This window comes from Nonomuraea glycinis, from assembly GCF_014646515.1.
GTDB lineage: Bacteria > Actinomycetota > Actinomycetes > Streptosporangiales > Streptosporangiaceae > Nonomuraea > Nonomuraea glycinis.
This window is the reverse complement of sequence record NZ_BMNK01000001.1, coordinates 602,859-627,348: the sequence shown is the minus strand read 5'-3', so window position 1 is coordinate 627,348 and position 24,490 is coordinate 602,859. Positions and strand designations below refer to the sequence as shown.

The window sequence follows — 24,490 nt, the reverse complement described above, 5'->3', positions numbered from 1 at the left end:
GCCTGATCGCCGTAAATGGCCAGCACCGTGTCCACGTCGCTGTTGTCGAACTCCCGCAGACCGAGCCGCGGGGAAATGATCGATACTGGGTACATGAGCGGACCCTATTGGCCGCGCGGCAACGCGGCCAGGTTCGGTAGCGACAGGGCGTTCAGAAGTCGAATTCACCCTTCTTGGCGCCATCGATGAACGCCGCCCAGACTGACGGCGAGAAGACGTAGGGTGCTTTCTCGGGATGGTCGGAGTCGCGCAGGCCCACTTGTCCATCGCCCAGGGGAGCCACTTCGATGCAGTCGCCGGCCTCGCCGGAGCGAGTCGCCTTACGCCATGCGGCGCTCTGCAGCAGTTCTTCGGTCACGTCGTCCATTGCTCTGCCATCTTCCCCATCAATTGGAGTGAAGCCCGTCGGGGCAGGGCCTCGTTGTGCAACATCTCGTACCTTGACTTGATCTCGCGGACTCGCCCGCTGTCGGCGGTGATCTGGCTGAGTGTGATCGACTCAAGGTAAGCCATGTCCGGCATCCCTGGCCCATCGGCGAGAACGAAAGCTCCTTGCAGGCCGGTGGTCAGCCAGGAGTCGCGTGGGAGTACGCGAACGTTGATGCGAGGATGCTCGTCCAGCGCGACCAGGTGCGCCATTTGTTCAGCCATCACCGCCTCGCTACCGATGGGCCGATTCAGAACCACTTCGTCCAGTATTACCCATGCCGTAGGCCCGTTGTCGCGCTGAAGAACACGCTGGCGCTCCATGCGCGCAGCGACATTCTGTTCGACCTCTTCCGAGGTGGTGGCGGGCTTGCCGCGAAAGATGGCTCGCGCGTACTCCGGGGTTTGCAGCATGCCAGGCACGATCAGCGGCTGCCACAGGCGGAGCGTGGCCGCCTCCTGCTCGATCTCCGCCAGCCGAGCCAGCCAGACCGGCCAGCGCGAGGAGTGTTCGACCGTCTCGCGCCAGCGCGCCAGCAGACCCCCCTCCGCCCCCAGCGCGGTATCGGCGGCGCGGGCGAAAGCTTCATCGGCCGTCCGTTGTCCCCGTTCGACCATACTGATCTTCGATACCGACCAGCCGAGCATCGCGGCGAGTTCTTTCTGTCGCCTCCCTGCCGTCATGCGGTATTCGCGGAGATAAATGCCGAATTCTGCTCTCGGCGTTTTCAGAGCGGGTTCCAGTTCGGCGTCTTTCAAAGCGGAGCGCCTCCTTCTCGATGGCGCACAACAAATGCACGCGCCATGTGTAGTAGCACACCTGGTTCGTGCGTGGGAAGTGCTTTGCCTTACCCCCTATGGGCAGGGGATTTCTGGGATGGTCACTTCAGGCCCGCTCGATGAAGCATCGGTCCGCACGAAAAGACAGACGGGCGTGCGCAACGGTGCTCGCATCATTCACATAAAGGACGTGGCCAGCGATCGAGAAGCAGCGAGGCGAATACGGTGATCCAAATCCCTGTACCGACCGAACATCAGGAACTCGGTGTTATCCAACTAGCGCGCGATGATCGGGCACCGTATCGGGCACGGGAGGCGGTCACCGCCTGGACGGAAATTACGCACCCCGCCCGAGAGACCTTGACCTTGGTGGCATCCGAGCTGGTCACCAACTCCGTCAAACATGCCGCCAGCCTCGGCCCGAGCGGCGATCTCGACTGGATCGAGCTCACGTTGTCCCAGGGACCGGACTTCCTCCGGCTGGTGGTGACCGATCCAGGATCGACCCGCTCGACGCCCTCATACATCCCAATGCAGGCGTCGAACCTGTACGCGGAGCAGGGCCGGGGGTTGGCGATCGTGGACAACCTGTCGCGCGGGCGGTGGGGAAGCTACCGGCTACCCGCGAGTGGGCACCGTGTCGTCTGGTGCCACCTCGACCTCAGCCCTACCCCGGCGCAACTCGAAGAGCTCTTCCACGGGCCGACCCCCCTCCCCGCCACCTATCCCATCCACTCCCGGAGTCAGCCATGCCCGACCCCATCACCCCCGCTGTAGCGGCCCAAGCCGCCACCCACCTCACCAACCTGCAGGAACTGCTGCAAAACCTCGGCCTGCACGCACGCCTGCTCACCCAGGACGAACGGCTACCGCGCCTTCGCGTGATCAACCCTGAAGCCGCCACCCTGTCCGAGGTCATCGCCGCAGCGCCGAAGGACGACCAATGGCTGTTTTGGTGGTCATGGGCCGAACCGATCGTCGAGGTCTCCCAGCCCGCCACGGCAGCCGCTCGTATCCGCCACGTATTGGCCGCAGCCCGCCCGAGCGCCGCGTAACCCCGATCAGCGATCGGTGGTTCTGGGTCTTGGGCCGAACGGATCACCCCCGTCGACGGACTCACCGCATCCGGCACGTCCTGACGCCGGCAGGCGGATCCTCTCCTGAGATCCAGCGCCCCACTCAGGGCCATCAAGGGCGGACTCCGTCAGATCGCGGCTTCCGACGCGACCTGGAGCATGCCACCCACCCATCACACGTCCGGCAGCAGTCCTTCCCTTCCAAGAGCTGCCGCCGGATCCAGGCCCTGCCGATCGATGCCCCCTACCGACGCGCAGGGCCGTTCCTCCTTCGCCGGGAGAAGGAAGGAGGGAGTTGCTGAGTCCTGCGGTGCCGAGGGTGGTCTGGGACGCACCTTGCAGGTCCTCGTCCTGCGTTGCCGCCGAGGGTGGGCCGGTAACGTTCCTCCGACTTCCAGCTACGGATTTTTCTGGCCCCGGTCGAAGGCTCCTGTGTTGTTCATGATTGATGTGACGAGGGTCGCCGTCGCGATGAACGTTCCTCCGCTCCATACAAGAGCTCCGACCATCAGTACCCCGTTTTCCCGCGCAACGATGAGTGCGATGAGTGCGATCACCAGCGAGAGCAGTATGTCGATGACTAAGCAGAGCGCGATGCGCATGGTGACGCCCATTACTTCTCATTTCGGTCAAATGTATCGAAAATCGGAGAAACTGGTGCAAAGTCCACTGGCCTCGACCTCCCGAGATGCTCAAGTTCGTAGCAACTGAGAGCCGCAACGGGGGTTCGACTGGAGGCGCAAGGCGGGCATGGAGATCGACAAGATCAGGGTCCGGACCTGACGAGCTGCTAGGGCTTCTCACAACGTCAGGGGCCGAAGGGGGATCGAAGCGCGATGAAGATCCTCGCTATGGGCGGGGATCGCAGACCGCTCCTTTCTTCCACTGGTGCGCCGAATGGCATGCTTAGTGCAGCGATGCGGCGATGTTGCCATTGCCGCGTCTCACATCCATCGTCGCCCCAGATTATTACGGTTCAGAGGTCCCGACGCATGTGCAAATGCATGTGCAGGTGGATATTTCCTCCTGCGGATAAGGATTTTCTTCCGCTATGCCACATATGGACGCGTCGTACTGTCCGATTTGAAGCTCTTACTCCCATTTGATGGCATCATCGGTAATGTATAACTACTGAGAGCGACTGCACGTGCAAGCGAGCGGATCGAGTTGAGAGCTGTTCTAGCGCCTCTCACGCCGCGTGGGTAGCGTCAGTCGATCTTTCTTAATGCGCCGTAGATCTTTGCAGGGTGGCCCTTCCGAGCCACGAGACAGGAGGTGGTGAAGCGGGGGACAGCGCCCGTTCGATGCGCCGATTGCTCTGCGGGGGGCGCGGTCCGACCGTTTGACCTGCTGAATGGTGCGCGGGCGTAGCTGGTGACGGGGTTCAAGGAGGCCCGTACGGTGCTGTCGGACGCGCGTTCAGCGCCGACAAGCGCTCGAACCCCGCCGATGACCTGCCGTCCGGGCTCACCCACGACGCCGACCCGCCCCTGACCGACTCGCAGTTGGTCGATGTCGCACTCATCATGCTCAACGTGGGCCATGAGAGCACGGCGAACATGCAGGCGTTCGCGCTGTTGGAAGCATCCCGGCCAGCGCAACCGTCGTGGTCGCCACGCCCGAGGTCAACCGGGATTTCCGACACTGGTCCGGATCGAGATACGGATAGGGATGGGCCAACTGCTCTCCCGCCTGCCGGACCTGCGCGTGGCGATGCTGGTCGAGCATGCCTGGAGCGACGCTACCTGCGCCTGGGGGTCGCTCTGAACCTGAACTGACCGAGGTTTCCGTGCGCCCTTCGAATATGCGGTCCTGGCCGGTCAGAGGCTCTGTCCTAGAAGCACGGCAAGCTGTACCGGTGATCCTTCACATGGTCGTAGATCGCACGCAACCACGGCTCCTGAGCAGCCGGTAGCCGTGCCAGCGTGCGGAGGAACACGTCTGGATCAGGTCGGAAGGGCTTCCACGGCAGCAGCGGGGGCGGATCGTCGCGGCGGACGATGTCGGGCATCCCTGCCGTCGCTGGGGCAAGACGCCGATCGTCATTGAAGGCCAGGTACATCCACACGTCAGTGGCCAGCGGCACCACCGCTCCCGCGCCGCACTGCCATACCTCGCCGGTCTGCGGATGCCGCGGCACCAGGGCGATGTCCGGGACCACGGCGGACAGGCCAGGCCCGGCCAAGACGAGTTCCCGTGCCGACGGGCCTGTTGGGAGCAGCGTGTCGAGCGCCTTGCGGAACGCCTCGGCGACCGGTCCGTCAGGGACGACAACCTGCTTGCCGCCCGACAACGCCAACAGGTATGCCAACGCCGCCGCGATCGCCACCTCCCACCGTGGGCTCCACCACCCGGGCTGCTCAACGGGGGGCGTGCCCGGATACACCTCCCGCAGTGCCCCCCAGCCGACTACGGGGTGAGCCGGACCATCGACGCCGACCGGGCGCACGGCTCGTGGATCCAGCCACACCACCTGCCAGAACCCGCAGTCGTCAACGCGGGTCGCCACGGCCAGCCCGATTCCACGCACGCCAGATTGGAACCGCTCCGGCCGTCCAGACCACAGCAGCAGCCGTCACACCGCTCCCGGATGAGGGCGGTTCCGCGAACATCGCCCGGCGCGACCCCGACCAGTCCCGGAGGTCCGTACGACAGGGAATACACCTGCAGGTGCACGCCACGGGCCTCCGCGTCCACCTCCCATGGCGGTTCGGAGTGTTCGGACCGCACCGAGTACGTTCCCGGCTCCAGAAGTGCGGGGAGCAGGTCATGGCCGTACTTCTGGTCGGCGTGGTCGGGAAGCGCGACCCGCGACAGTCTCGCGGTCAGCACGGCACCGCACCCCGCACATGTGAAAACGACCAAGCGTCCCTCCCCGGCCGCAACCAGTCGATCATGCTGCCGCAAACGACAGGACGCAAGGCGTGAGCGCTGGGACTCCAGCCGACGTCGGGTACGACGCAGCCGTTTCGGTTGCAGGTTTCAGAACTTGAAATCTGTCACCTAGCACCTATAGAGTCGGCGTCATGAAGATGCGACAGCTGGGGACAGGGCTGCGGATTCCGGCGATCGGCCTGGGATGCGATGCGATGTCGGGCTCCTACGGTCCGGCGGACGAGGCGGAGAGCGTCGCGACGATCCACGCGGCGCTCGACGCGGGCATCACGCTGCTGGACACGGGCGACTTCTACGGCATGGGCCACAACGAGATGCTGATCGGCCGTGCCCTGCGCGCGGGCGACAGGGACAAGGCGATGCTGAGCGTCAAGTTCGGGGCACTGCGCGGCCCCGACGGGAGCTGGCGGGGCATCGACACACGCCCCGCCGGGGTGGCGACCTACCTCGCCTACTCACTGCGGCGGCTGGGCACCGACCACGTGGACATCTACCGCCCGGCCCGGCTGGACCCGGCCGTGCCGATCGAGGACACGATCGGCGCCATCGCCGAGCTGGTCAAGGCGGGGTACGTACGCGGGATCGGGCTGTCGGAGGTGGGGCCGGAGACGATCCGCCGGGCGCACGCCGTACATCCCATCACCGACCTGCAGATCGAGTACTCCCTGTTCAGCCGGGGCATCGAGGACGGCATCCTGGCCACCTGCCGCGAGCTGGGCATCGGCATCACCGCCTACGGGGTGCTCGCCCAGGGCCTGCTGTCGGGCACCTGGCGGCCGGCCGCGCGCGCGGGCACCCGCGCGCACCTGCCGCGCTTCGCCGACGGCAACGTCGAGAACAACCTCGCGCTGGTCGAGGAGCTTCGGACGATCTCCGACGCGCTCGGGGTCACGGTGGCGCAGCTGGCGATCGCCTGGGTGCTCGCGCAGGGCAGGAAATATAACGACATCGTGGCCCTGGTCGGGGCGAAGCGGCCGGAGCGGATCACCCAGGCCCTGCCCGCGGCCGGCCTGGAGCTCACCGACGCGGACCTGGCCGCGATCGAGCAGGCGGTGCCGAGGGCGGCCGCGGCCGGCGAACGGTACGCCCCCGCGCTGCTCGCCCTGCTGGACAGCGAACGCTGATGGCGGCGAAGGCGCCGCTGGACGCGGACACGATCCTGGCCGCCACCGAGGACACGCTGCGCCGCCATGGGCCCGCCAAGGCGACGGTCGTGGACGTGGCACGGGCACTCGGCGTCAGCCACACCGCCGTCTACAAGCACTTCCCCTCCAAGACGGCCCTCCGCGAGGCCGTCACCCGGCGCTGGCTGAGCCGCGGCCGCGACACCCTGGCCGCGATCGCCGGCGACACGGAGCTCTCCCCGCCGCGGCGGCTACGCGCCTGGCTCACCGCGGTGCTCGCCGCCAAGAAGGCGAAGGTCCGCGACGACCCGGAGCTGTACGCGGCCTACGGGATGCTGGCCGCCGAGCACAGCAGCGTGGCCGCCGACCACGTGGCGGACCTCCTCGACCAGTTGCGGGGCATCCTCGCCGACGGCATCGCCGGCGGCGCCTTCCAGGCCGGTGACCCGGCCGAGGCCGCACGCGCCGTCTTCGACGCCACCTTCCGCTTCCACCATCCCGCGCACGCCGCCGAATGGCAGGCACCCGGCATCGAGGCCGAACTCGACGCCGTGTGCACCCTGCTCCTCCACGGCCTGCAGACACGCCCGACCACACCGGACCTCAGACACGACCACCCGTAACCGTTCGATCAAGTCCGTGAAGGCTCCAGGTGGAGAGTCGAGCGTTCTGGCGAAAATCCTCGGCTGTGCCGGCATAGATCGAGGTGCTGCCCGCGTCCTTGCCTGTAGACATCGCGAGGAGGATGGGTGGATCCAGGATTCGAGGCGGACTTCCGGCAGTTCGTCGTGGACCGATCAGGGGCGTTGTTCCGTACCGCGTACCTGCTGACCGGTGACCGGCACGCCGCAGAGGACCTGGTGCAGTCGGCTCTGGTCAAGACAGCCGCGAAGTGGCGCGGTCTGCGCGATCCGGCCGCCATCGAGGGATACGTCCGCCGGGTCATGTACCACGAGCAGGTGAGCTGGTGGCGACGGCGCTCACGCGTCGCAGAGGTGTCCTCCGGCCGGCTGCCCGACCAGACCGGCGACGGGCACGCCGACGTCGTGGAGCTTCGCATGGTGATGCGCGCGGCCCTCTCCCGGCTCACCCCCCGGCAACGGACCATGCTCGTGCTGCGCTACTTCGAGGACCTGTCCGAGACTGAGATCGCGCGCCTGCTCGGCGTCAGGGTGGGGTCGGTACGCAGCCAGATCTACCGCTCGCTGGCGCGCCTGAAGGAGACGGCACCTGAACTGACCACCGTGAAGGAGTTCGGATGAACATCGAGAACCTGCTGCGTGAGACTCTCTCCGACATGGCCGACGAAGAGCGGCCACCCGCGCCGGGCCGGTTCCTCCAGGTCCGTGAGCGCCGACCCCATCGCCGCGGCCTCGCCCTGGTGGCGGCGTCGGCCGTCGCCGCGATGGTGGTCGTATCCACAGTCGTGGTGCAGGGGATGTCGTCGCGGGCTCCCAGCGATGTCGCCGGGCATCAGAACGCCGTCCCGCGCCTGGCCCCCGAGCGCCGACCGGCCATCACCGTGACCGTGGCTGAAGGGATGCGGCTCTCGCAGCTCTTGAAGGCTCTGTCGTCGCTCACCGGCAGGCCGGTGGCGGAGTTCGAGAAGGCCGCCAAGGACGGCATGGCGCTCGGCCTGCCGTCCTATGCCCGGGGGAGGCTCGAAGGGTTCGCCTTCCCCGGAACCTACGAGTTCGCGCCCACCGTGAGCCCGGGCGAGATCCTCAAGGCGATGGTGGCCCGGTTCGGGCCCGCCGCCGAGGACGCCGACCTGGTCGACGGCGCCAGGCGCGCCGGCAGAACGCCGCTGGAGATCCTGACCATCGCCAGCATCGTCCAGGCTGAGGCAGGCAGGCACGAGGACATGCCCAAGATCGCCCGGGTCATCTACAACCGGCTGAACCGGAAAATGCGGCTGCAGATGGACAGCACAGTCTTGTACGGCCTGGACAAGTACGAGGCCAGGGCAGCGCTCAAGGATCTCAAGAGCTCGTCGCCATACAACACCTACAGGCGTTTCGGCCTTCCGCCGGGCCCCATTGGCAACCCGGGAGAAAACGCCATCAGGGCCGCGCTGAAGCCGGCCCCCGGCTCCTGGCTCTTCTATGTGCACACCGACCCGAAAAGGGGAATCACGAAGTTCGCCTCCTCCGCAGCGGAATTCACCGAACTGATGGAGCGCACCAAGAAGCCCGGCGCCGAGTGACGTCGCCAGCCGCCGGGCGAGACGAGCCACGCTTGACCCAGGAGGCCAGGAAATGAAGATCGCTGTCATCGGTGGGACCGGCCTCATCGGGTCGCGGGTGGTCGGCGTCCTGAACGCGGGCGGGCATCGGGCGGTGCCGCACGCGACGTCCACCGGCTTGGACCTGCGCAGCGGTGAGGGCCTGCCGGAGGCGCTGACGGGCGCCGACGTCGTCGTCAACCTGACCAAGCCGGCGACCTTCGACGAGGCCTCCCCCGTCTTCTTCCAGCAGACCATGGACCACCTGCTGACCGCCGCCGAGGAGGCCGGCGTCGGCCATGCGGTCATCCTGTCGATCGTGGGCGCCGACCTGGTGCCCGGCCTGGCCCACTACCGCGCGAAGGTGCTGCAGGAGGACCTCCTGAAGGCCGGACCCGTGCCGTACTCGATCGTGCGTGCCACGCAGTTCTTCGAGTTCATCGACACGGTGCTGTCCTGGACCTCCGACGAGCACACCGTCCGGCTGCCCGCCACCCTGATGCAGCCCGTGGCGGCGGACGACGTCGCCCAGGCCGTGGCCGACGTCAGCGTGGGCGTCCCGCTGCGCGGCACCCGGGACATCGCCGGCCCCGAGGTCTTCACGCTCGACGAGCTGGGCCGGATCACCCTCGCCGCCCGCGGCGACCACCGCGCCGTCGTCACCGACGACGGCGCGGGCCTGTACGCCGCCGCGCCGGGCCGCGCCCTGCTCGCCGGGGGCGGCGCCGTCATCGCCAGGACCACCTACCGGGAGTGGCTCGCCTCGACGGCCGGGCGTCAGGTCAGGAGACGGTGATCACTGGGCCGTACGTCTCGGGTGAGCTGCCCGAGCCGTGGAAGACGACCCGGTGCGGGCCGGTCAGCGGCACCCGCCAGACGAACAGGTCGTCGGCGGAGGACACCAGCGGGTTCAGGTCCACGGGCGTCCAGTTCCAGCCGGTGCCGGTGTGCCGGTAGAACCAGGAGTTCTCGATGAGGTAGTCGGCGCCGATACCGGCCACCGCGAAGCCGGTGGTGGCGTCGTTGTCCTGGTCGATGTACACGTGGTGGAAGTCGAAGGGCAGGTTGTAGCGCGCTTGGTAGGTGGCGTCGGTGGCGGTGACCGAGCCGGTCTGCTCGGAGATGGGGTCGCCGCTGGGCGCGGTGGTGGTGACGGTCAGTGGCCGGGCGGGCGCGGACTCGTTCCCGGTCGCGTCCCTGGCGACCACGGTGAAGGTGTACGAGGTCGCCGGGGTCAGGCCGGTGACCGGGACGGTGGCGCCTGTGGGCAGCAGGGCGGCGGGCAGCCTCAGCAGACGACGGCCGTCCATGAGGACGTCGTACCAGGCGGTGTCCTGCGTGCGTGCCCAGGTCAGCCGGGCGCTGGCCACCTTGATCTGGTCGGCGCGCAGCCCGCTCGGGGTGGCGGGCGGCCGGGAGTCGGACCTCCTGGTCCGCGCGGGCACGGGGATGCTCGCGGGTGAGGCGTTGCCGGCCGCGTCGCGGGCCTTGACCGTGACCGCGTATCCGGTGCCGGGGTCCAGGTTCTTCAGGGTGACGGCGGGGACGCGGCCGGCTGTGCCCGCGACGCGCCGTCCGTTCAGGTGTACGTCATAGCCGACGGCGCCGGGCGAGGGCGGCCAGCCGAGGGTGAGCGTCGTGGGGCCGCGCTGGACGGCGACGGCCGGGCCGGGGCGCGCGGGCGCGGTGGTGTCCGGCGACCTGGCCGCGTCCAGCTCGGCCTGCCAGTAGTCCGGCAGCGTGTCCCACGGGTTGGCCAGCACGTCGGGAGTGACGTACATGTAGCCCGCGCCGCGCTCCTTGCCCAGGCGCAGCGCCTCGGTCATCTGCTCCTGGGTGGCGGTGGCGTGCACGAGGTGCCAGAACCGGCGCGGGTCCCGGCCGCGCTGCCAGGCGGGCGGCTGCCAGCTCCGGTAGGTCTCGTACGTGCCCTCGAACGTCAGGCTCACGTCGGCGATGTCGGCGTAGCACTGCTCGGTGCCGATACCGGGGTTGATGACGGTGAACGCGCCACGGTGCAGGCTTTTGATCGACTCGTCCAGGGCCCGGTAGGTGTCGGAGTAGGCGTTGCCGGGGCCGCAGACGTTCTGCACCTCGTCCAGGAAGACGCCGCCGAGACCGTGCGCGCCGTACAGCTCGTACCAGCGGGCCACGTCCTGCTGCGCCTGCGCGAGCCAGGCGAGCGGGGTGGTCTCGCCGAGCCTGGTGGCGCGGCCGGTGCTGCCGAGGTAACCGGTGGCCACGTAGCCGAGCACGGTGACCCCGGCGGCGCGGGCGTCGGAGATGGCCTGGGCGTAGGCGGGGTCGGCGTCCTTGCCGGGGCCCGAGAACGGGTTGGCCACGACGATCCCCACCCCGGGGTCGGCGAGCCGGTCCCACAGCTCGCCCGGGGCGAAGTACGCGGGCACGGCCAGGGAGACGCCCGCCGGGGTGCTGTCCGCATGAGCGGTACCGGATAACCCGGATACAGAGGTCAGGAGGAGAACCGCCACCACGGCGGCTCGGCGTAAGAACATGGGTCAGCCTTTGCTGCCGGTGTGGGCGATGCCCTGGATGAACTGGCGTTGCAGGAAGACGAACACGGCGATCACGGGGAGCGAGGCGAGCAGCGAGCCGGCCATGAGGACCGGGTAGTCGGTCTGGTACTGGCCCTGCAGCGCCGCCAGCCCCGCCGACAGCGTCATCTTGCCCGGGTCGGTGTTGACCACGAGCGGCCAGAACAGGTCGTTCCACGCCCACAGCAGGGTGAGGATGCCCAGCGCCACCAGGCCGGGCCGGGCCAGCGGCAGCATGATCGACCAGTAGATCCGCACCGGACCGGCGCCGTCGAGGCGGGCCGCCTCCTCGATCTCGCGGGGCAGCGCCAGGAAGAACTGCCGCAGCAGGAACACCCCGAAGGCGCTGAACAGCCCCGGCACGATGATCGCCTGAAGGCTGTTGAGCCAGCCGAGCGACGACATGATCTGGTACTGCGGGATGACGAACAGCTGCGGCGGCACCATGAGCACCGACAGGAAGACGCCGAACAGCAGGTTCCTGCCGGGGAAGCGCAGCCGGGCGAAGGCGTAGGCGGCCATCGAGCAGAACAGCACCTGCCCGCTCACCCGCCCGGCGGCCATCAGCACGGTGTTGAGGAACTGCTCGCCGAACGGCAGCAGGTCGAACACCTTCGCGTAGTTGTCCCAGCGGCCCTCGGGCAGGATCGTCGGCGGCACCGCGGTGGCGCTGCTCAGCGTCTTGAGCGAGGTGATCAGCTGCCAGGCGAACGGCGCCACCATCACCAGCGACGAGACGACGAGCACCGCGTGCACGCCCAGCACGCCGCGACGCTCAGACATAGTGCACCCACCTCCGCTGGAGCCGGAACTGTACGACGGTCAGCGCCGCGATGAGCACGAGCAGCGCGATCACGATGGCGGCGGCGTAGCCGCGGTCGTTGGTGACGAAGGCGCGCTCGTAGAACAGCTGCACGACGGTCTGCAGCCGCGCGTAGGCCGGATTGGCCCGCGCCGCCTGCCCGGACCCGGTCATCACGAAGACCAGGTCGAACAGCTGCAGCGAGCCGATCACCGAGATGATCGAGATGAAGAACGCGGTCGGCGACAGCATCGGCAGCGTGATGGCGAAGAACTGCCGGACGCGGCCGGCGCCGTCCATGGCCGCGGCCTCGTACAGCTCCTTGGGGATGGCCTGCATCCCGGCCAGGAAGATGATCAGGTTGTAGCCGATGCTGCTCCAGATGCCGACCACGACGAGGGCGTACATCGCGGTGGCCGGGTCGGCGATCCAGTTGGGCCCGTCGATCCCGACGACCGCGAGCGCCTGGTTGACCAGGCCGTAGTCGCCGTTGTAGAGCCAGCGCCAGAGCATCGCGACCGCGACCGGCATGGTGACCACGGGCAGGAAGAACGCCGTCCGGTAGACGCTCACCCCGCGCAGGCCCGGCCGGTTGATCAGCGCGGCGAACACGATGGCCAGGGGGATGCCGATCAGGCCGAGCGCGGTGTACGTCAGGGTGTTGAGCATCGCGCGGCCCACCTCGGGGTCGGCGAACAGCCGGGTGTAGTTGTCCAGCCCCGTCCAGGTGTGCCCGCCGAACGCGCCCCACTCGGTGAAGGAGAAGTAGGCGGTCTGCGCGACGGGCCACAGGTTGAAGATCGCCAGACCGAGCCCGGTGGGGGCGATGAACGCGTACCCCCACAGGGCCTGGGTGCGGTTTCCGCGGCGCTTCGCCACGTGGGCCGCCCGGGCGGTGGTCATGTCACTCCTTGGCCAGCAGGTCGTTCATGCCGGTCGCGAGGTCGGTGGCGGCCTTCTCGATCGGCACCTCCCCCGTCCACGCCTTGGTGAGGTGGGTGAGCTCCGCCTCCTGCCAGGCGGCGGTGTTCTTGGAGACCGGGTACGGCACCGCGTAGGCGACGGCGTCGAGGAACGTCTGCAGCTTCAGCTCCGGATGGGCGGCCACCCAGTCGCTCTGCGTGCCGTTGTAGGCCGGGATGGGGCCCTTCTTGCCCAGGATGTCGGCGGCCGGCTTGGAGCCGAGGAACTTGACGAACTCCCACGCCTCCGCCGGGTGCTCGGTCTTGGCCGACATCACGTTGGCCACGCCGTGGATGATCGTGGCCTGCTTCTCACCCTTGGGCAGCGGGGCGACGTCGACCTTGTCCTTGGTGTAGTCGTTCTTGGTGAACTCCGCCACGTTCCACGACCCGCCCCAGTACATCGCCAGCTTGCCGGCCTCGAAGAGCTGGAGCGTGGCGGTGTCGGTCATGGTCTTGAGGTCGGGCGACTGCTTGGCGGCGATGAGGTCGGTCCAGAACTTCAGACCCTCGATCGTCTTGGGGTCGTCGTAGCCGGACTTCTTGCCGTCCGGGGAGATCACGTGGCCGCCGGCCTGGTAGATGGTGTTGTACTGGTATTCCTGGAAGCTCGTGAGCTGCGCCCCGACGGCGTGCACGCCCTTGTCCGGGTCGGTGAGCTCGGCCGCGGCCTCCTTGAAGTCGGCCCAGGTCCAGTCGTCGGCCGGATATTTCACCTTCGCGGCGTCGAAGAGCGTCTTGTTGTACCAGACGCCGACCGTGTCCATGTCCTTCGGCAGGCCGTACAGCTTGCCCTCGTAGGTGTAGAGGTCCACCAGGGGCTTGGGCCAGACCGAGGTGTCGACCTGCTCCTCGATCGGCTTGATCACGCCGTTGGAGGCGTACAGCTGGAAGTTGGGGCCGTTCATCCAGAAGACGTCGGGCGCCGCGCCGCCGCTCACCGCCGCCTTGAGCTTCGTCCAGTAGTCGACCCACGGGGTGAGCTGGACGTCGACGGCGACGTTCGGGTGTGTCTTGGTGAACTCCGTGGCCAGCTCCTGCATGACGGCCTGCTGGGTGGCGTCCCAGACGCCGTAGGACAGCGTCACCTTCTCCGGCGACCCCGTGTCCGTGCCGGCCTGCTCACCACCCGCGCACGCGGTGGCGAGCAAGGCCGCGCAGAGGAGGGCCGCACCGCTCCGTGCCGACTTCCACATCTCCCAGTCCTCTCATAGAACGTGGGAGTAATCATGGAGTCCATGGAAATTATTGGCAAGGGCACCTATGTCACAGATGGCTTACGAGCGGGGCCCGGCCGTCGAGCACGCGGTCCTCGACGTCGTCGAGCGCGAGCCGTACGGCGCCGAGCACCACGGCCTCGTCGCCGAGCGCGGACATCCGCACCTCGGGGGTCCGGATGCACCAGCGGTCGAGCTCCCGTTTGAGCGGCTCGATGAGCACGTCGGCCGAGCGCGAGAAGCCGCCGCCGACCACCACCATCTGCGGGTCCAGCGCCAGGACCAGCGCGGACGCGCCGAGCGCCAGATCCTTGACGTAGCGGCGCACCGCCGCGACCGCCGCCCGGTCGCCGGCCCTGGCCGCGGCGAACACGTCGCCCGCCTCGCCGTTGGCGGCGCTCAGGTGCTCCTGGGCGCGGATCCAGCCGAGGGCGGGCAGCGCGCCGATCTCGCCGGAGGCGTTGCCGAAGCCCCGGTGCAGCTTCCCGTCGATGACCAGGCCCGCGCCGGTGCGCAGCCCCGCCAGCAGGAACACCATGTCCTTGGCGTAGCGGGCCACGCCGCGCCAGCACTCGGCCAGGGCGGCGAGCTTGCTGTCGTTCTCGACCAGCACCGGGGCCGGGGCCAGCCGGCGGACGTGCGCGGCCAGGTCCACGCCGGTCCACTCGGGCAGCGCCTCCGACAGCATCACCCGGCCGGCGCCGTCCACCAGGCCGGTCGTGCCGACGCCCGAGGCCCAGATGTCGCCGCCGGTCAGCCCGGCGCCCGCCAGGCACTCGGCGACCGCGCGGTCCACCGCGTCCAGACGTTCGAGCCGGCCCATCGCGGGCGTGACGGCCACACAGGCGCTGTGCTGCACCTCGCCGTCGAGGTCGGCGACCACCGTGCGGATCTTGTGGCCGCCGATGTCGATGCCGAGCAGCCGGCCCGCGTCGGCCCTGAAGCGATAGCGCCTGGCCGGGCGGCCCACCCCGCCCGCCGTGGCCCCGGCCTCCGCCACCCAGCCCTTCTGCAGCAGCTCGCGGACCACGTCCTCGGTGGAGGCCCGCGACAGCCCGGTGCGCTTGGCGACCTCGGTGAGCGTGAGCGACGGCCCGCCCTGCAGAGCCTTGATCACGGCCAGCGCGTTGAGCTGCCGCAGCCGCGACAGATCACCGCCGCTCAGTTCCCCGGCCATCGGGCCCCCTTGCCGTCAGCTTCCCAAGACCGAATAATGACACTCTCCAGGATAATTCGTCGGGGAAGGTTCCATGACTGAGGTGACTCTAGCCGTCGTCGGCGGCGGCCTGCGAGGACTGACCTACGCCCGCCGCGCGCACGCCACGGGCGCGGGGCGGGTGGTGGCGGTGGCAGAGCCCGATCCGGCGCGCCGGGCGGCGTTCGCGGCCGAGTTCGGGATCGCGCCGGACCAGGCGCACCCGGGCTGGAAGGAGCTGGCGGCGGCCGGGCGGGTGGCGGACGCGGCGGTCATCGCCACCCACGACCGGCTGCACACCGATCCGGCGATCACCCTGGCGGACCTCGGTTATCACATCCTCCTGGAGAAGCCGATGGCCACCGAGGAGCGGGAAGCGGTCCTGATCGCGGACGCGGCCAGCCGCAACGGCATCATGCTGGCGGTCTGCCACGTGCTGCGCTACACGCCCTACACCCGGATGATCAAAGAGCTGCTGGACGAAGGGCGGATCGGGCGGCTGGTCAGCGTCCAGCACCTGGAGCCGGTGGGGTGGTGGCATCAGGCGCACTCGTTCGTCCGCGGGCACTGGCGGCGCCAGGACACCTCGGCGCCGATGCTGCTGGCCAAGGCCTGCCACGACGTGGACTGGCTCGTGCACCTGTTCGGCCGCCCACCCGCCCGCGTGTCGTCGTTCGGCTCGCTGTCGCACTTCCGCCCGGAGGAACGGCCCGCGACGGCGGCCGACCGGTGCGTCGACTGCCCGCTGGAGCCGTCCTGCCCGTACTCGGCGCCGCGGCTCTACCTGGGCTGTCTCGGCGACGAGGACAGCGAGTTCTGGCCGTTGTCGGCCGTCACGCAGGGGCGGACCGAGGAGGAGGTGCTGCGGGCGCTGCGGACCGGGCCGTACGGGAGGTGCGTGTACGCCTGCGACAACGACGTCGTCGACCACCAGGAGGTGGTGATGGAGTTCGACGACGGGGCGACGTGCTCGTTCACCATGAGCGCCTTCACGCCGATGGAGCACCGGCGCACCCGCCTGTTCGGCACCCACGGCTACCTCGACGGCGACGGGCACGAGCTGCGGGTGGTGGACTTCCGCACCGGCACGGAGGAGATCATCGCCACGGAGGGGGCGACGGGCCCGTCGGCGGCCGACGGGCACGGGGGCGGCGACGAAGGGCTGGTGGACGCCTTCCTCGCCGCCGTGGCCTCGGGCGATCCGGCCCTGCTGCGCTCGGAGGCGGCCGAGAGCCTGATGACCCACCGCGTGGTGTGGGCCGCCGAACGCGCCCGCCTGACCGGCACGGTCGTGTCACTCGACCGATGAGGAACCGCTCACCCGTTCTCGACCATGCCCTCGTCGATCACGTACTCGTCGCCGGCGATGTCGTCGGGTGAGGCCAGGAACGCGATCATGAGAGGTTCTCCTTTCCGTGGCGGTGGGACCGCTCCGGCCGGAGACCTCTCCAGATGAGCGTGACACTGACGAGCGTGACGACCACGTTCACGGTCAGCGCCAGGTGGATTCCGTTCAGTTCCGACGCCTGGGTGGCGGCGATCGCGCTGAGGATCGGGATGCCGATCGTGATGGCGACGTTCTGCGTCATCGTCGTGAGGCCGGTGGCCAGGCCCTGCTCCTCGTCGGGCAGGCCGGACGTGCCGGTGACCGTGTACGCCACGATGGACGTCACGTGCCCGAAGAAGCTGATGAGCAGTGCCGGGATCAGAACGACCAGCCCCAGCGGGTCGGAGCCGATGAAGATCAGCGGGACCACGGCGAGGCTCTGCACGGCCAGCCCCGCCGGCAGCACCTTGCGGTAGCCGTAGCGGCCGATGAGGCGACCGGCGATCGGGCCCGCGAGCACCGCGGCCAGCCCCGGGACGCCGAAGATGAGGCCGGTGACGAGCGGGGTGAACGTGAGGATGTTCTGGAGGTACAGCGTCATCATGAAGATCATCGCGGTCTCCATGCTGAACACCACGAGACCGGCGTAGTTGCCCCACTTGACGGTGGGGCGCTTGAGGATGCCGACCGGGGCGAGAGGGGCGGGCGAGCGTAGCTCGATCACCCAGAACGCGGCCAGCAGCACGATGCCGACGACACCCTCGGGGATGCTCTGCTCGATGATCGCGTAGACGACGGCCAGCAGACCGCCGGTCACGGTGATCGCGCCGGCCACGTCCAGCTTGACCCGGTCGGGCACCTTGCTCTCGGAGATCAGGAACGGCGTGAGCACGAGGATGATCATGGCGACGGGCACGTTGATGAAGAACGCCGCGCGCCAGCTCAGCAGACTGACCAGGGTGCCGCCGGCGAGTGCGCCGATGGTGAAGCCGCCGGACAGCAGCGCGCCGTTGAGGCCCAGGACGCGATCCCGAGTCGCGCCCTCCTCGAAGGTGGTGGTGAGCAGGGAGAGCGAGGCCGGGATGGACAAGGCGGTGGACAGGCCCTGGAGCGCGCGGGCGCTCAGCAGCGTCTCGGGGTCGGTCGCGAAGCCGCCGAGCAGCGAGGAGGCGGCCAGCAGCACCATGCCCGCGAGGAAGATCCGGCGACGGCCGAACAGGTCGGCCAGCCGCCCGGACAGGAGGGTGAAACCCGCCGCGGGCAGGGCGTAGGCGGAGGCGATCCAGGGCAACGCCGTCACCTCCAGCCCGACGCCCTCGCCCACCTGCGGAAGCGCGACGTTCAGGATGGAGAAGTCGACGGACAACATGAACCCGGCGCCGAGCAGAACCAGCAGGATCAACCGTTGCCGGCCGGTGAAGCGGGGCGGCGCGGTGGTGTCGATGTGCAAAGGACGGTTCCCTTCTCAAGAACCCGTTATGGACATCGGCCCGTCGTCGGGCCGGTCGGATACGCACCCTCAGGTGTCGTCACGGAAACTGTTTCTGGTGACCGCCGAGCGCGGCCGTTCACCTTCTCGGCGGGGTGGGCGGGGGTGCCCCACGCGACAGCCCGCCGCACTCGGTTTCATGGCACGCTCAGGAAACCCGCGGTACGGGGTGAGCTGTTTCCTTTGGCCGCCTTCGGGTCCACCCGCGACAGTGGGCGGGTGACCTGGTAAGAGGTGGGCTAGCCCTGTTCCGGTTCGGCCGCCTCGGCGACGCGCTTGATCGTCGCCAGCCGCCTGTCCCAGTCGGCCGCGAGCGCGGCCATCCACCGCGCCGCGGCGTCCAGTGCGGCAGGCCGCACCGTGTATCGCACCTCGCGCCCCACCCGGCTGCCGGTGACCAGCCCGGCGGCGTCCAGGACGGCGAGGTGCTTGACGATCGCCTGCCGCGAGACGGGCAGTCGTTCGGCGAGCGTTGTCGCGGTGGCCATCCCCTGCGCGGCGAGCAGATCGAGCAGCTGACGTCGCGTCGGGTCGGCCAGCGCGACCAGAACGCCGTCCACCGTCTCAGCGGCGCCGCCGCGTTCGTATGTCACACGGATGCCTGCTCGGCGCGCGCCTTGAACGCATCGAACGCCATGGCCCAGCCGCTGGTGTTGAACCGCATCGCCTTGACGCGCAGCTCCTCGGACGCGCTCAGCGCCGCGAACCCGCTCTCGATGACGCGCAGGCGGATCTTGTCGCCCTCCTGGGCCAGGGTGAACTCCACGAGGGTGCTGTTGTCCGCACGCAACTCTTCTCCGGGGAACGCGCTCGTCCAGCGGTACGCCACGTACGTCAGCGGCTCCACCTTCTCCACACGCACCCAGACCTCACCGAGATGGGGGTTCTTCGCGACCAACGACGCGCCTTCCGTGGCCACACTACCGGCCACCTCCGCCTCGTCGGCCACCCAGAACCCTGGTTCGGCCACCAGCGACCACACCCGCTCCAGCGATGCCGCGATCAGGGTCTCGCGTTCGATCCGATCCTCAGTCATGAGGAGAACTCCCTCGCTGTCGACATTTAGTGCAATCTGATAGTTGCACATCGGCCAGCTTTGCGCAACCCATAGGTTGCACATGTACGGCCCCGAGGCGCGTATCCAGTGATCAGAGCGCAGCCGAAAAGGCCCTCCTGCCAAGGGGCAGGAGGGCCGGACGGTGCAGCTCTCGCGACGGCACTCTCTTCAGTCGGAATGCGTCCGGTCACTTCCAGGTGGCGCGTTCGACGATGCCCGCCAGGCCGGAGACGTTCCAGTCGTCGGCGATGAGGATCTGCGATGTGGGCAGATACCACACTCGCTGCTTGAAGGTCCTGCCGCCCTTGTCGGTGTTCATGTCGTAGCACTCGCCGGCCCACACCCGGTATTGCGCGCGGTGACCGGAGCTGGGGCGGCTCGGCTCGGCATCGCCGCTTCAGAGCAGGAAGGGATTCTCACCGGACGCGACGGCCGAGAACAGCGCGGACCCGTACGCGTTGTAGAGGTGCCGTTGCAGGGCCGGCCCGAAGCTCACCCGCGCGACGCCGAGCGCGGCGAACTCGGCCTGCGACAGCTTCCCCTGCCCGTACCCGACGTTGATGGGCCCGGGAATGTCCTTGGCCAGGACCCGGATCACGTCGGGATCCCCGGCGCCGATCGGATAGACGCAGTCCGCGCCGGCCGCGAGGTAGCGGGCACCCCGGTCGAGGGTGGCGGCGAGCTGCGCCTCTGGCGACCCCGCCCGGCGTACGAACGAGTCCGTACGCGCGTTGATGACCAGGTCCACGCCCAGCGACACCGCCGCCTCGCGCACCGCGGCCAAGAAGTCCGTTTGCTCCGAGACATCGATCATGTCCCCGGTCGGCGGGTTCGAGTCCTCCAGATTCAGCCCAACGGCCCCGGTCGCGGCGAACCGCTCGACCAACTCCGCCGGCGCGAGCCCGTAGCCGCGCTCGAAGTCGACCGTCACCGGCACGCTCACCGCCCGGACGATCCGCTCGGTCGCAGCCAGCACCTCCTCGACCGGCGCCGCCTCGCCATCGTCGTAGCCGAGTATCGCGGCCGTGGCGGCGCTGCTCGTGGCCACGGCCGTGAATCCGGCCGCCTCGACCATCCGGGCCGAGGCGGCGTCCCAGGCGTTGGGCAGCACGAGCGGGTCACCGGCCACGTGCGACCTCCGCAGCGTGGCGGCCTTCTCCTGTGCGGAGCGGAACAGGTCTGTCATCGTGTCCTCCATGTCATAGTGATCATTAGGCGCGTTCGCCCTGGGGTACGACGCCCGCCACCGGCGGTGGTGCGGCCGGTCGCCTGCCGGGCATGCCGAGTGCGACGAGCATGCCGACGAACGCGAACGCGGTTACCGTGCCCATCGCTGCCGTGAACCCCGCACTGAAGTCCTCGGCCGAGGCGTAGCCCCCGGTGCCTGCGAAGACGGTGACCGAGACCGCCACGCCGAAGACCCCGCCGAAGATCCGTAGCATCATGAACGCGCCGGACACCTGGCCGATCTCCTGTGGTCGCACCGCTCCCACCACCGCCTTCTGCGCCGCGGGCATGGCCATGGTGAGTCCGGCCCCGCCGACGATGAGCGCGGGCAGGAGTTCGAGGTAGCCCGTATCGGTGTCGGCGACCAGGGCAATCCAGCCCATGCCGATCGTCTGGAGCAGCAACCCGGCGACCACGAACGTGCGCTCGCCGTACCTGTCGGCCAATCTGCCGGCGATCGGCGCACAGATCATCAGGGTCGCGGTCCAGGGAATCAGCCGCAGGCCGGCGCCGAGCGGCCCTTCGCCGTGCACGGTCTGGAAGTACTGCGCGAGAAAGAACAGCGTGCCGTACAGCGAGGCGAACACGCAGAAGTTCGCCGGGTTGGCCGTGGCGAACGCCCGCACCCGGAAGAGCCGCATCCGCAGCATCGGCGCCTCCGTGCGTTGCTCCCACAGCACGAAGGCGATCACCAGCGCGACACCGAGCAGCAGCGCGCTCAGCACTTCCGCGCTGGTCCAGCCCGCCGCGTTCCCGCGGACCAGCCCCCAGACGAGGCCGAACGCGCCCAACGTCACGAGCACGACGCCACCCAGGTCGAACCGGTTGTTCGGGCCGAAGCTCTCGTTCACGCGCCGCGCCGTGAGCATGATCGCGATCAGGCCGATCGGCAGGTTCAGCCAGAAGATCCACTGCCAGGCCAGCCCTTGGGCGATGACGCCGCCGACGAACGGGCCGCTGAACGTCGCCAGGCCGGTGATGCCCAGGTACAGGCCCATCGCCTTGCCCCGCTGCCGTGGCGGGAACAGCGCGCTGATCAGAGTGAGCGACAGCGGCAGCACCAGCGCGGCGCCGACCCCTTGCAACGCCCGCGACACGATCAAGGCGCCGATGTCCGGCGACAGCGCGCACGCCACCGACGCGACGGTGAACACCGCCAGCCCTGCGGCGAACATCCGGCGGCGGCCGAACCGGTCGCCCAGCGCCGCTCCCGTCAGGAGCAACACCGCGAACGTCAGGTTGTACGCGTTGACGGTCCACTCAAGTGATTCGACCGATGCCGTCAGATCCTGCCGGATCGTGCTCAGCGCCGTCGTCACGACCAAGCTGTCCAGGGCCATCATGAACGACGCCAGTGCGGCAAGTCCTAAGGCCCATGCCTGCTCGGACGTCATCCGTCCCCCGTTGGAACTCACCGTTCCTCCTCTTCGGGTGTGCCGTCGGATTTCCGGTTCACGCGTAGCGATCGTGGAAGCCCGAATCCGGTCAGCAGTGAGTTGTCGTGGAATCGGGTCAGCGCGATAATCCGGTCGCCGGTCAGGGTGAGCACCAGCAGTCCGTGCGCGTGCAGGATCGGTGTCCGCGGGTCGCGTACGTAACAGCCGAATGCCGGTTGGCCGTTCGCCCGCGTCGGGACCAGCATCTCGCGGCGGCATCGGCGCAGCGCGACGGTAGCCAGGAAGTGCCGGATGGCGTCCCGGCCCTGGTATTCCAGCGGCAGCGGCGGCATGGTCAGCCACGCGTCGTCCGTCAGCATGGCCACGATCGCATCGACGTCCCCGGCCTCGAACGCGCGGGTGAAGTCGGCCACGACCCGGCGTTCCTGTGGTGAGTCCGGCAGCGGGGCGCTCTCCCGGTCGGGGCCCGGCAGCACGTGCGCCAGCGCGCCCCGTGCCCGTCTCAGCGCGCTGGTCACCGCGTTCTCGGTGGTGTCGAGCATGCTCGCCACCTCGGCGGCCCGGAATCCCAGCACGTCCCGCAGCACCAACACGGCCCGTTGCCTCGGCGGCAGTCGCTGCAGCGCTACCAGGAACGCCAGCGACACCGACTCCCTGACCTCGTAACGCGCTTCCGGGCCAGGCAGGTGGTCGGCGATCTCGTCCAGCAGCACGTCGGGGTACGGCTCCAGCCAGCTCGGCTCCTCCCGGCGGCGCGACGGCTCAGGCAACGCAACCTCCAGCTGGTAGGCCGCGCGTTCGTGCGGACGACGGGCACTGGACCGCAACGCGTTGAGACAGCGGTTGGTCGCGATCCGGTAGAGCCACGTCCGCACCGACGCGCGCTCCTCGAAACCGTCGATCCCGCGCCACGCCGCCAGCAACGTCTCCTGCAGCACATCCTCGGCGTCCTGCACCGACCCGAGAATGCGGTAGCAGTGCACCTGAAGCTCACGTCGGTACGGCTCGACCAGCCGGCGGAACTTCTCGCCGTCTTCACCTCGCGCCGACACCGCCGGCTCCCCGGGCAGCGAAATCCCCTGCATCTCGGCTCCTTCCATCCATGGACCCCTCTCCCCTGGATAGACACCGCCGGAGCCGGAAAATGGTCGGTCGTGAGCAAGCTCAGCGCGCGGGCGTCAGCATCACCTGTCCGTCGCGATCAGAGCCGGAGGCGGTAAAAGCGCCAGAAGCCGAAGTCGCTGATCGGCAGGACGTCGACGCCGGTGAATCCGGCCTCCTCGGCGTACCGCCGCAGGGTGCCGGGGCGCATGACGGTGCCGGTGGCGGCCGACGGCTGCTCGCTCATCCCGTCCGGCAGGCAGATGAGCAGGCTGAACCCGTACATCAGCCGCTCCAGCTCGTCCGCGTCCGGGGTGAACGCGTCACCGACGGCCTCGTCCATGACGACGACGGCGCCGCCGGGCACGAGCGCGCGGCGGGCGGCGGCGAGGGTGTCCACCGGGCGTGGCATGTCGTGCACGCACTCGAAGGCGAACACCGCGTCGTACCGGCCCGCGCCGAGCCCGGCCGCGTCGCCGCAGCGGAAGGTGACCCGGTCACCGAGCCCTGCCGCGTTGCGGCGGCGGAAGGTGACCCGGTCACCGAGCCCGGCCGCGTTGCGGCGGGCCAGCTCGATGGAGGGCGCGTCGATGTCCACACCCTCGACCGTCGCCTCCGGGTACGCCCCGGCCAGCGCGATGGCCGACCAGCCACCGCCGCAGCCGACGTCGGCGATGCGGGCGCCGGGACGGCGCAGCAGCGCGTCCAGGTCCGGGACCCCGGCCAGGGCGTCCGGCAGCGCGTGCTCGAACCAGGGCCGGTTCATGTCGGCCTGCGACTCACGCATGTCCGTCCCGAACGCCGCCCAGCCGACCCCGCCGCCGGTGCGGTAGGCGTTCTCCAGGGCGGGCAGCTGCGTGGCGGCCGCGGCGAGCATGCGGGCCAGCGGCGCGAGGTAGGCCAGGCTGGACCGGTCGGTCAGCACCTCGGCCACGCCCGGCGGCAGCGCGAACCGGCCGTCCGGAGCGACCTCCAGGATCCCGGCCGCGGCCTGCTGCTCCAGCCACTCCCGGGCGTACCGCTCGGCGCCACCGGCTCGTACGGCCAGCTCGGCGGGTCCGGCCGGGCCCTGCTCGGCCAGCGCTCGGTACCAGCCGAGCCGATCACCGAGATGGATGGCGAGAATCTCGATGGTGCCGAGCGCCGCCTGGAGCAGGTGATCGGCGAACTCGTCGGTCTTGGTGGTCATGTCTCCGTCCTCCGTTCTGCTGTGGTTCTCAACGAGGATCGGCGCCCACGGGCAAAGCGAAAAGGTCCTTGGACACACACCGATGGCCGCGGTTCACCACCGGGCACTTGGACTCCTCCCCAGCTCAAGCCGGGTCGATGCCCACGTGCCCGGATGGCGCCCCGTCGGCGTGTAGATCACTTCAAGCGCATCGGCAAAGGTTCCGCGGGGGCAGGTTCGATGATCGCCGCCCAAGGACACATCTGCGGGAGTGACCGGGACACGTCACGCCGTGTCGAACAGCGCGGCAGCGAAATCACCAGAGGGGGACGTCCATGTCCGAGCTGCTCTTCTACCGTGAAGGCGACGGCGGGATTTCCACGGCCAGAGTCGACGACCAGGGCACCTTCACCAATCTGAAGGACGGACGCGTCAACCCGAACTGGACCCGCATCACGCCGGCCTGAT

27 protein-coding genes are annotated in these 24,490 nt (G+C 69.0%); 9 read left to right on the top strand and 18 right to left on the bottom strand.

Annotated features, from left to right (window positions below; all coding sequences use genetic code 11):
* Nucleotides 1-151: 151 nt before the first annotated feature.
* Both IEY87_RS02955 and IEY87_RS02950 read right to left on the bottom strand, forming a co-directional pair.
* The gene (locus IEY87_RS02955) at nt 152-367 is read right to left on the bottom strand and encodes a DUF397 domain-containing protein (RefSeq protein WP_189136875.1); all 216 of its coding nucleotides are present in this window, start codon (nt 365-367) and stop codon (nt 152-154) included.
* Nucleotides 355-1,185: a helix-turn-helix domain-containing protein gene (locus IEY87_RS02950; protein WP_189136874.1), complete on the bottom strand. Its 831-nt coding sequence runs from the start codon at nt 1,183-1,185 to the stop codon at nt 355-357. The genes IEY87_RS02955 and IEY87_RS02950 overlap by 13 nt, the downstream gene beginning before the upstream one ends.
* 246 nt (nt 1,186-1,431) lie before the next feature.
* Here IEY87_RS02950 and IEY87_RS02945 point away from each other — a divergent pair, with 246 nt between their 5' ends.
* Together IEY87_RS02945 and IEY87_RS02940 are read left to right on the top strand one after the other, a co-directional pair.
* Nucleotides 1,432-1,983 (top strand): ATP-binding protein, encoded by a 552-nt coding sequence (locus IEY87_RS02945; protein WP_189136873.1) that lies wholly within the window; start codon nt 1,432-1,434, stop codon nt 1,981-1,983.
* Complete coding sequence (locus IEY87_RS02940) at nt 1,956-2,261, top strand: hypothetical protein (protein ID WP_189136872.1); 306 nt, start codon at nt 1,956-1,958, stop codon at nt 2,259-2,261. The genes IEY87_RS02945 and IEY87_RS02940 overlap by 28 nt, the downstream gene beginning before the upstream one ends.
* Nucleotides 2,262-2,680: 419 nt before the next feature.
* Here the strand turns inward: IEY87_RS02940 and IEY87_RS02935 are convergent, their stop codons facing one another.
* The 3 genes from IEY87_RS02935 to IEY87_RS45415 form a co-directional block, all read right to left on the bottom strand.
* On the bottom strand, nt 2,681-2,896 hold the full coding sequence (locus IEY87_RS02935) for a hypothetical protein (protein ID WP_189136871.1): 216 nt from the start codon (nt 2,894-2,896) through the stop codon (nt 2,681-2,683).
* Between the two features lie 1,220 nt (nt 2,897-4,116).
* Nucleotides 4,117-4,611 (bottom strand): hypothetical protein, encoded by a 495-nt coding sequence (locus tag IEY87_RS45420; RefSeq protein ID WP_225276799.1) that lies wholly within the window; start codon nt 4,609-4,611, stop codon nt 4,117-4,119.
* A gap of 80 nt (nt 4,612-4,691) precedes the next feature.
* Entirely contained in the window at nt 4,692-5,114 is a 423-nt protein-coding gene (locus IEY87_RS45415; RefSeq protein WP_225276800.1) for a hypothetical protein, read from the bottom strand.
* Between the two features lie 194 nt (nt 5,115-5,308).
* On the opposite strand from IEY87_RS45415, the gene IEY87_RS02925 reads away from it, so the two are divergent.
* The 5 genes from IEY87_RS02925 to IEY87_RS02905 all read left to right on the top strand — a co-directional run bounded on the left by IEY87_RS02925 (nt 5,309) and on the right by IEY87_RS02905 (nt 9,321).
* A complete protein-coding gene (locus tag IEY87_RS02925) occupies nt 5,309-6,301 on the top strand; it encodes an aldo/keto reductase (protein ID WP_189136870.1) in 993 nt (330 codons plus the stop codon).
* Nucleotides 6,301-6,924 carry a TetR/AcrR family transcriptional regulator gene (locus IEY87_RS02920; protein WP_189136869.1) on the top strand — a complete coding sequence of 208 codons (624 nt, stop codon included), beginning with the start codon at nt 6,301-6,303 and terminating at the stop codon, nt 6,922-6,924. The genes IEY87_RS02925 and IEY87_RS02920 overlap by 1 nt, the downstream gene beginning before the upstream one ends.
* A 126-nt stretch (nt 6,925-7,050) precedes the next feature.
* On the top strand, nt 7,051-7,563 hold the full coding sequence (locus tag IEY87_RS02915; protein WP_189136868.1) for a SigE family RNA polymerase sigma factor: 513 nt from the start codon (nt 7,051-7,053) through the stop codon (nt 7,561-7,563).
* Nucleotides 7,560-8,507 carry an endolytic transglycosylase MltG gene (gene mltG, locus IEY87_RS02910; RefSeq protein WP_189136867.1) on the top strand — a complete coding sequence of 316 codons (948 nt, stop codon included), beginning with the start codon at nt 7,560-7,562 and terminating at the stop codon, nt 8,505-8,507. Before IEY87_RS02915 ends, mltG begins: the two co-directional genes overlap by 4 nt.
* A 52-nt stretch (nt 8,508-8,559) precedes the next feature.
* The gene (locus IEY87_RS02905) at nt 8,560-9,321 is read left to right on the top strand and encodes an SDR family oxidoreductase (protein ID WP_189136866.1); all 762 of its coding nucleotides are present in this window, start codon (nt 8,560-8,562) and stop codon (nt 9,319-9,321) included.
* On the opposite strand, the gene IEY87_RS02900 is transcribed toward IEY87_RS02905, so the two are convergent.
* The 5 genes from IEY87_RS02900 to IEY87_RS02880 all read right to left on the bottom strand — a co-directional run bounded on the left by IEY87_RS02900 (nt 9,308) and on the right by IEY87_RS02880 (nt 15,238).
* Complete coding sequence (locus IEY87_RS02900) at nt 9,308-11,041, bottom strand: spherulation-specific family 4 protein (RefSeq protein WP_189136865.1); 1,734 nt, start codon at nt 11,039-11,041, stop codon at nt 9,308-9,310. The genes IEY87_RS02905 and IEY87_RS02900 overlap by 14 nt on opposite strands.
* Nucleotides 11,042-11,044: 3 nt before the next feature.
* Nucleotides 11,045-11,863, bottom strand: coding sequence for a carbohydrate ABC transporter permease (locus IEY87_RS02895; protein ID WP_189136864.1), 819 nt, complete (start codon nt 11,861-11,863; stop codon nt 11,045-11,047).
* The gene (locus IEY87_RS02890) at nt 11,856-12,785 is read right to left on the bottom strand and encodes a carbohydrate ABC transporter permease (protein ID WP_189136863.1); all 930 of its coding nucleotides are present in this window, start codon (nt 12,783-12,785) and stop codon (nt 11,856-11,858) included. Before IEY87_RS02890 ends, IEY87_RS02895 begins: the two co-directional genes overlap by 8 nt.
* Nucleotide 12,786: 1 nt before the next feature.
* A complete protein-coding gene (locus IEY87_RS02885; protein WP_189136862.1) occupies nt 12,787-14,040 on the bottom strand; it encodes an ABC transporter substrate-binding protein in 1,254 nt (417 codons plus the stop codon).
* Between the two features lie 70 nt (nt 14,041-14,110).
* Nucleotides 14,111-15,238, bottom strand: coding sequence for an ROK family transcriptional regulator (locus IEY87_RS02880; protein ID WP_189136861.1), 1,128 nt, complete (start codon nt 15,236-15,238; stop codon nt 14,111-14,113).
* A 73-nt stretch (nt 15,239-15,311) separates the two neighbouring features.
* Here IEY87_RS02880 and IEY87_RS02875 point away from each other — a divergent pair, with 73 nt between their 5' ends.
* Nucleotides 15,312-16,565: a Gfo/Idh/MocA family protein gene (locus IEY87_RS02875; RefSeq protein ID WP_189136860.1), complete on the top strand. Its 1,254-nt coding sequence runs from the start codon at nt 15,312-15,314 to the stop codon at nt 16,563-16,565.
* 85 nt (nt 16,566-16,650) lie between these two features.
* Here IEY87_RS02875 and IEY87_RS02870 read toward each other — a convergent pair whose 3' ends face one another.
* The 8 genes from IEY87_RS02870 to IEY87_RS02840 form a co-directional block, all read right to left on the bottom strand.
* Entirely contained in the window at nt 16,651-18,033 is a 1,383-nt protein-coding gene (locus IEY87_RS02870; protein ID WP_225276801.1) for an MFS transporter, read from the bottom strand.
* 278 nt (nt 18,034-18,311) lie between these two features.
* Entirely contained in the window at nt 18,312-18,665 is a 354-nt protein-coding gene (locus IEY87_RS02865) for an ArsR/SmtB family transcription factor (protein WP_189136859.1), read from the bottom strand.
* Nucleotides 18,662-19,108, bottom strand: coding sequence for an SRPBCC domain-containing protein (locus IEY87_RS02860; RefSeq protein ID WP_189136858.1), 447 nt, complete (start codon nt 19,106-19,108; stop codon nt 18,662-18,664). Before IEY87_RS02860 ends, IEY87_RS02865 begins: the two co-directional genes overlap by 4 nt.
* Before the next feature lie 208 nt (nt 19,109-19,316).
* Entirely contained in the window at nt 19,317-19,448 is a 132-nt protein-coding gene (locus tag IEY87_RS46550) for a hypothetical protein (protein ID WP_263651055.1), read from the bottom strand.
* Between the two features lie 78 nt (nt 19,449-19,526).
* On the bottom strand, nt 19,527-20,315 hold the full coding sequence (locus tag IEY87_RS02855) for an isocitrate lyase/PEP mutase family protein (RefSeq protein ID WP_189136857.1): 789 nt from the start codon (nt 20,313-20,315) through the stop codon (nt 19,527-19,529).
* A gap of 25 nt (nt 20,316-20,340) precedes the next feature.
* On the bottom strand, nt 20,341-21,771 hold the full coding sequence (locus IEY87_RS02850) for an MFS transporter (RefSeq protein ID WP_225276802.1): 1,431 nt from the start codon (nt 21,769-21,771) through the stop codon (nt 20,341-20,343).
* Complete coding sequence (locus tag IEY87_RS02845; protein WP_189136856.1) at nt 21,768-22,838, bottom strand: sigma-70 family RNA polymerase sigma factor; 1,071 nt, start codon at nt 22,836-22,838, stop codon at nt 21,768-21,770. The genes IEY87_RS02850 and IEY87_RS02845 overlap by 4 nt, the downstream gene beginning before the upstream one ends.
* Before the next feature lie 116 nt (nt 22,839-22,954).
* Nucleotides 22,955-24,043: a class I SAM-dependent methyltransferase gene (locus tag IEY87_RS02840; protein ID WP_189136855.1), complete on the bottom strand. Its 1,089-nt coding sequence runs from the start codon at nt 24,041-24,043 to the stop codon at nt 22,955-22,957.
* Nucleotides 24,044-24,357: 314 nt separating this feature from the next.
* Between IEY87_RS02840 and IEY87_RS46545 the strand changes: the two genes are divergently transcribed.
* Nucleotides 24,358-24,489: a hypothetical protein gene (locus IEY87_RS46545; protein ID WP_263651056.1), complete on the top strand. Its 132-nt coding sequence runs from the start codon at nt 24,358-24,360 to the stop codon at nt 24,487-24,489.
* Nucleotide 24,490 lies beyond the last annotated feature (1 nt).